Origin of the sequence: Buchnera aphidicola (Astegopteryx bambusae) (assembly GCF_039365365.1) — a bacterium.
Classification (GTDB): domain Bacteria; phylum Pseudomonadota; class Gammaproteobacteria; order Enterobacterales; family Enterobacteriaceae; genus Buchnera_G; species Buchnera_G aphidicola_B.
In genome coordinates, this window is the sequence record NZ_CP134986.1 from 1 (window position 1) to 7058 (window position 7058).

At 19.8% G+C, this 7058-nt stretch carries 6 protein-coding genes; 5 read left to right on the plus strand and 1 reads right to left on the minus strand.

Annotation, left to right across the window (positions count from 1 at the left end):
* From repA to leuA, 5 genes are all read left to right on the plus strand, one after another.
* Positions 1–855 carry a plasmid replication initiator RepA gene (repA, locus tag RJD44_RS02085; RefSeq protein ID WP_343190132.1) on the plus strand — a complete coding sequence of 285 codons (855 nt, stop codon included), beginning with the start codon at positions 1–3 and terminating at the stop codon, positions 853–855.
* Between the two features lie 329 nt (positions 856–1184).
* Positions 1185–2285 (plus strand): 3-isopropylmalate dehydrogenase, encoded by a 1101-nt coding sequence (gene leuB / locus RJD44_RS02090; protein WP_343190133.1) that lies wholly within the window; start codon positions 1185–1187, stop codon positions 2283–2285.
* A gap of 7 nt (positions 2286–2292) precedes the next feature.
* Positions 2293–3696: a 3-isopropylmalate dehydratase large subunit gene (leuC, locus tag RJD44_RS02095; protein WP_343190134.1), complete on the plus strand. Its 1404-nt coding sequence runs from the start codon at positions 2293–2295 to the stop codon at positions 3694–3696.
* A gap of 36 nt (positions 3697–3732) precedes the next feature.
* Complete coding sequence (gene leuD / locus RJD44_RS02100; RefSeq protein WP_343190129.1) at positions 3733–4329, plus strand: 3-isopropylmalate dehydratase small subunit; 597 nt, start codon at positions 3733–3735, stop codon at positions 4327–4329.
* A gap of 79 nt (positions 4330–4408) precedes the next feature.
* Positions 4409–5962 (plus strand): 2-isopropylmalate synthase, encoded by a 1554-nt coding sequence (gene leuA, locus RJD44_RS02105; RefSeq protein ID WP_343190130.1) that lies wholly within the window; start codon positions 4409–4411, stop codon positions 5960–5962.
* Between the two features lie 232 nt (positions 5963–6194).
* Here the strand turns inward: leuA and RJD44_RS02110 are convergent, their stop codons facing one another.
* Positions 6195–6701, minus strand: a complete 507-nt coding sequence (locus RJD44_RS02110) for a TIGR00645 family protein (RefSeq protein ID WP_343190131.1) — start codon at positions 6699–6701, stop codon at positions 6195–6197.
* Between the last annotated feature and the right edge of the window lie 357 nt (positions 6702–7058).

The window sequence follows — 7058 nt, forward strand, 5'->3', positions numbered from 1 at the left end:
ATGTATTATAGAAAAAATTATGTTTTTAATAAAAATCCTAAATTTATACCTCCTAAAAAAGATAAAAATAGACCAGCTTTTATAAATTATGCAATGAAAATGGCTTCGTTTGTAGATGTAGCAAGATCAGAAATTAATTATATAATACAACCTAAAAATCCTAATACTGGTGTTTTATTAAATAGAAAAAGAAGACTAAATGAACATAGAGCATGTGCTATGAGAGTTATGGTAAAAGCTATGATATATCATTTTAATATTACTTCAGATTTAGTTCAAGCTTCAGTAGAACAATTAGCTGATGAATGCAATTTATCTACTATATCTAAAGCAGGTAATAAATCTATTACTAGAGCTTCTAGATTAATAACAGAATTTATGGAACCTATGGGTTTTGTAAAATGTAAAAAAATTTGGGATAAGGTAATAGGAAATTATACTCCAAAAATGATAATGTTAACACCGTTATTTTTTGAATTAATCGGTATATCTAATAAAAAATTACATAATGCTAAAAAACAACAATTAGGATGGATAAATAAAGGGCTAGTAAAAAAAGGATTAAAAAAAATTACTTTTGTAGAAGCTAAAAGAATAGGAAAAGAGAAAAGAATAAGAGGAATATTAAAATATAGACATATGAAACATATTTTTTATAGAAAACGTATTAAAGCTAAAAAATTTTTTTATATGGATGAAAAGATTGCTAAACAAAAAATTTTAAGATCATTAGTAGCAAGATATTCTGTAATGGAGTTGACTACTCTTGGAGCTAAAGGTTTAAAAAAACAAATAAATATTGAATATTATTATTTAAGAAAATTAGCTACTTGTCCTATACCAAAGTTTTATTAAATTACTAAAATATAAATTTTTTTGTTTTAAAAAAATTTTACTATTGTTTGTTATTTATATTTTTTTTTTAAAAATAGATGCATGTGACAAAATTTTTATATGCAATCAAAGAAATAGATGCAAAATAACATTATTTAAAATCTTTTAAAAAAGAAATTATACATGAAAAATATTAATAAGAATTTTTAATAAAAAAAATTTGTAAATTTTTGTAAAATAAATTATTTTTAATAATATGTAATAAAAAAAATATATAAATTTTTTGTGAAACAAAATACATTAATTTTATTTATATTTTTTTTAATATTATACAATAAAATTTAAATCAAATGAAAAATGTTAAAAAATGTAAAATAGCAATTTTACCAGGTGATGGAATTGGACCTGAAGTAATGAAACAAGCATATAAAATAATAGAATTGATTAATAAAATTTATTCTTTAAAAATATCTTATAAAGAATTTTTAGTTGGTTATTCTGCTTTAAAAAAATATAATACTGTTATGCCTTTAGAAACTATAGAAGGATGTAAAAATTCTGATGCAATTTTATTTGGGTCAATAGGAGAAAAAAATTTTAATATAGATTATAAAAAAAATTCTTTAGAAAAAGATTCATTATTATTTATAAGAAAAAAATTTAATTTGTTTTGTAATATTAGACACGCTAAATTATATTCTTCTATAAAAAATTTATCTCCGCTAAAGAAAAATATAATTAAGAATGGTATAGATATAATTTGTGTTAGAGAGTTAATAGGTGGGATATATTTTGGAAATTCTAAATTTAAATATGATAGTAATATGAATATAAAATATGCTTATGACACAGAAAAATATAATAGAAAAGAAATATACAGAATAGCAAACATTGCTTTTAAAATATCTAGAAAAAGAAAAAAAAATTTGACTTCAATAGATAAATCTAATGTTTTAAAAAGTTCAATGTTATGGAGAAATGTTGTAGAAGAAGTTTCTAAAAAATATAGTGATGTAAAATTAAATCATTTATATATAGATAATGCTGTTATGCAGATAATAAAAAATCCTAGCTCTTTTGATGTAATATTATGTTCAAACATGTTTGGCGATATAATTTCTGATGAATGTGCTGCAATAATAGGATCAATAGGTATGTTACCATCAGCGAGTATAAATGAAGATGGTTTTGGTTTATATGAGCCATCAGGAGGTTCAGCTCCAGATATTAAAAATTTAAATATTGCAAATCCTATAGCTCAAATTTTATCTCTTTCAATGTTGTTAAAATATTCTATAAAAGAAAAAAAAATATCTAAAAATATTAATGACTCTGTAAAAGAAGCATTAAAACTTGGATATAGAACTAAAGACATTAGTTATAATAAAAATTATGTTTCTACTGAAAAAATGGGTAACATAATTGCAGATATTTTTAAAAAAAAAAAATAGGAAAAAAATGAAAAAAGAAAATACTTTGTATGAGAAGTTATATAATTCTCATTTAATATATGAAAAAAAAAATGAAACACCTTTAATTTATATAGATTTACATTTATTACATGAAGTTACATCACCTCAAGCATTTTTTTCTATGAAAGAAAAGGGTAGATATGTAAGAATGCCAAAAAAAACTTTTGCTACAATGGATCATAATGTTTCTACTAAAAAAAAAAATATACATAAATTTGAAAAATTTTCATATATTCAAATAAAAGAATTAATAAAAAATTGTAAATTACATAAAATAAAATTATTTGATTTAAATCATCCTAAACAAGGTATAGTACACGTAATAGGTCCAGAGAATGGATTAACATTGCCCGGATCTACTATTGTTTGTGGAGACTCTCATACGTCTACTCATGGAGCATTTGGAGCATTATCATTTGGAATTGGAACTTCTGAAGTAGAACATGTTTTGACTACACAAACTTTACCACAAATTAGATATAAAAATATGAAAATAAAAATTTCTGGTAAAATACCTAAATATGTTTATGCAAAAGATATTATATTATATATAATAAAAAAATTAAGTACTTCAATAGGTAATGGTTATGTTATAGAATTTTGTGGTGATACTATATCTAGTCTAAGTATGGAAGGAAGAATGACAATTTGTAATATGTCTGTAGAATTAGGAGCAAAATCAGGAATAATATCTCCAGATAAAAAAACTTATGAATATCTAAAAAATAAAAAATATTCTCCAAAAGAAAAACTTTGGACAAAAGCGAAAAATTATTGGAAAACGTTAAAATCGGATAAACATTCTTTTTTTGATAAAAAATTTTTTTTTAATATTAAAAATTTATCTCCTCAAATTACTTGGGGTACTAATCCAAGTCAAACTATTGATATTAATGAAAAAATACCTTCAATTAGTAAATATAAAAATTTTTATGAAAAAGAAAATGTTATAAAAATATTAAAGTACATGAATTTACATGCTGGTGAATATTTAAAGAATATTAAAATAGATAAGGTTTTTATAGGATCTTGCACAAATTCTAGAATTGAAGATTTAAGAGAAGCTGCAAAAATTTTAATTAATAAAAAAGTTCATAAAAATGTTAAAGCTATAGTAGTGCCAGGATCTAAGAGTGTTAAATTACAAGCAGAAAAAGAAGGAATAGATAAAATTTTTATTGAATCAGGATTTGAATGGAGATTACCTGGATGTTCTATGTGTTTAGCAATGAATGAAGATAAATTAAATTTTGGAGAAAGGTGTATATCTACTAGTAATAGAAATTTTGAAGGTAGACAAGGATTAGGAGGCAGAACTCATTTAGCTAGTCCTGCAATGGCATCAGCTGCAGCTATATACGGAAAAATAGTAGATGTTAGAGAAATTTAAATTAAAAAAATAATAATAGGATTAAATATTTATAAAATGAAAAAATTTACAAAGCATGTTGGTAAAATTTTACCATTAAATGTATCTAATATAGATACTGATATAATAATCCCAAAACAATTTTTGAAGAAAATAACTAAAAATGGTTTTGGGAAATATTTATTTTTTAATTGGAGATATTTGGAAAATAATATAAAAAATATAAATAAAAAATTTATATTAAATAAAAATATTTATAAAAATTCTAGTGTTTTGCTAACAAGAGAAAATTTTGGGTGTGGTTCTTCTAGAGAACATGCTGTATGGGCAATAAAAGATTTTGGATTTAGAGTGATTTTATCTTCTAGTTTTTCAGATATATTTTATAATAATAGTTTTAATAATGGTATTTTACTTATTGTATTTTCAAAAAAAATAATAGATGAAATATTTTATTTAACAGAAAACAATAAAATAATTATAGCAAAAATAAATTTAGTTAAAAAATATGTAAATATAATGGATAAAAATTATTTTTTTAAAATAAATTCATTTTATCATTACTGTATAGTAAACGGATTAGATAGAATAGATTATACTATTAAATATAAGAAAAAAATAGAAGAATATGAAAAGAAAAATAAATTTTATTAAAATTTAATATTATATTATAATAAAATTTATTTTTAATATTTATATAATTTTATTATAAATCTTTTAAGGATAGAAATATATGAAAGAAAATATTATTATATTTGATACTACTTTACGAGATGGTGAGCAATCTTTATTATATAGTTTAACTTCTTTACAAAAATTAAAAATTGCAATTTTATTAGAAAAAATGGGGATAGATATAATAGAAGCAGGATTTCCTATTTCTTCTCCAGAAGATTTTAAATCAGTTAAATTAATTTCTAAACATATCAAAAATAGTAAAATATGTAGTTTAGCTAGGTGTATTGACAAAGATATTGATACAGCTTATAAAGCTATGAAATATAGTTATAACAAATTATTTAGAATTCATTTGTTTATTGGAACTTCTGATCTTCATATAAAATATAAGTTGAAAAAAAATTTTACAGATATATTAGATATGTCAGTTAGATCAGTTTTGAGAGCTAAAAAATATACTGATGATATAGAATTTTCTTGTGAAGATGCAGTTAGAACAAAAATAGATAATTTATGTAAAATAATAGAAAAAGTAATAGAACATGGTGTTACTACAATAAATATACCAGATACTGTAGGATATACTATACCTTCAGAATTTTCAAAAATAATAAATAATATAATGAATAGGGTTCCTAATATAGATAAAGCAAAATTATCAGTGCATTGTCATAATGATTTAGGAATGGCTTCAGGAAATTCTATAACTGCAATACAAAATGGTGCTAGACAAATAGAAGGTACAATATGTGGTATAGGTGAAAGATCTGGTAATACCGCTTTAGAAGAGATAATTATGACTATAAACACTAGAAAAGATATTTTAAATTTTAAAACTAATATAAACATTAAAAATATATATAAAACTAGTAAAAAAATAAGTCAAATATGTAATTTTAAAATTTCACAAAATAAACCTATAATTGGTAAAAATGCTTTTTCACATTCTTCTGGTATACACCAAGATGGTATTTTAAAAAATAGAAAAAATTATGAAATAATTTCTCCAGAAACAATTGGTTCAAAAAAAAGAGATTTTAACTTGACATCAAGATCAGGAAGAGCTGCTATAAAATTTTGCATGAAAAATATGGGATATTCAAAAGAAAAATATGATTTGAATAAGCTTTATAAAAATTTTATAAAATTAGCAGATAAACAAGGAAGAGTGTTTAATTATGATTTAGAATCTTTAGCATTTACAAAAAATTTTTATAAAGAAAATAAATATTTTAAATTGATTTATTTGGAAATCTTAAAAAAATATGATAATAAAAGTAAAATTTTAATAAAATTAAAATGTGGAAAAGAAATTAAAAAAATGTCTATTTTTTATAAATCAAGTTTTGTTCACTCAACTTTAAAATTGTTAAGAAAAATTTCTAAAATAAATAATATAAAATTAAAAAGATTTTCTTCAGAATCTAAAAATTATAAAAAAAATATTTTGAATAAAGTAAAAATCTCTATATCATATAAAAAATTAAATTTTTATGGGGAAAAAATTACTTCTAGTTTTACAAAATCTTATGTATTATCTATAATTAATGTTTTAAATAGTATAAGAAAATATAAAATTATTAATAAAAATTTTACTAATTCACAGTAATATTTTTTGTAAAATAACAAAAAAAATATTTTATTAATTTTTATAATATATAAAATAAAAAATATATAAATTTAAAAAATTTTTATATTAAATTTATATAAAAAATATTAAAAAAAATTTTGTATTTTAATTTTAAGAAATAAAAAACTTACTTTAAAATATTTTTTTTAATTTTTTTTATATAAAAATATTTTTATTATATTATTTAAATTTTATTTTAAAAAATTATTTTTTATTTATGATTATATTTTTTTTTACTCATTTTATCTATATATGCCATACCAAAAGCAGATATTATAAATGTTATATGTATTATTACATACCACATTATTTTGTTGTCTAATATTTTTTCTGTATTCATAAATATTCTTAATAAATGAACAGAAGATATTGCAACTATAGAAGAAGCTACTTTATTTTTTATTGAATTTACATCCATTGTACCCATCCAACTAAGTCTATTTTTATTTTCTTTTGCTTTTTCCATTTTCATGATAAAATTTTCGTATCCTGAAAACATAACCATTACCAATAGTCCTCCTACTAAAGCTATATCTATTAAAGATAATACTATTAAAACTAATCCGGACTCTGACATACTGAAAATTTCAGGAATAACACAAATAACTTGTTGAAAAAATTTTAAAGTTAGTAAAATAAATCCAAATGATAAACCGACATATACAGGAAACATTAACCATCTTGAGGCATATATTATATTAGCAATTATTTTTTCCATTTTTATAAATTTACCTTAACATTTTTATATATTTTATGTAATATTTGTAATGTATTTTTAAAAATATTTAAAATATATTATTTTAATAAATAATAATACATTTATATAAATATTTTAATTAATATTTTATTTTTATTAAAATAATATATTTTATATTTTTTGAACAAATATAAAAATATAAATTATAATGTATTTATGTTTTTTATTATATGAAAAATTTTAATAATTTATTGAAATTTTTTTATTTAAATGAAAAATATTTTTAATATATAAATAAAAAAATAAATTGTAGAATATTTTTATTTTTTTATACAAAATATATTTTATAAAGAAACTTTTTTATTGAGAAAAAATATT

Coding starts and splice junctions, on each gene's coding strand:
- repA (WP_343190132.1), top strand. CDS start 1: ATGTATTATAGAAAAAATTATGTTTTTAATAAAAATCCTAAATTTATA.
- leuB (WP_343190133.1), top strand. CDS start 1,185: ATGAAAAATGTTAAAAAATGTAAAATAGCAATTTTACCAGGTGATGGA.
- leuC (WP_343190134.1), top strand. CDS start 2,293: ATGAAAAAAGAAAATACTTTGTATGAGAAGTTATATAATTCTCATTTA.
- leuD (WP_343190129.1), top strand. CDS start 3,733: ATGAAAAAATTTACAAAGCATGTTGGTAAAATTTTACCATTAAATGTA.
- leuA (WP_343190130.1), top strand. CDS start 4,409: ATGAAAGAAAATATTATTATATTTGATACTACTTTACGAGATGGTGAG.
- RJD44_RS02110 (WP_343190131.1), bottom strand. CDS start 6,701: ATGGAAAAAATAATTGCTAATATAATATATGCCTCAAGATGGTTAATG.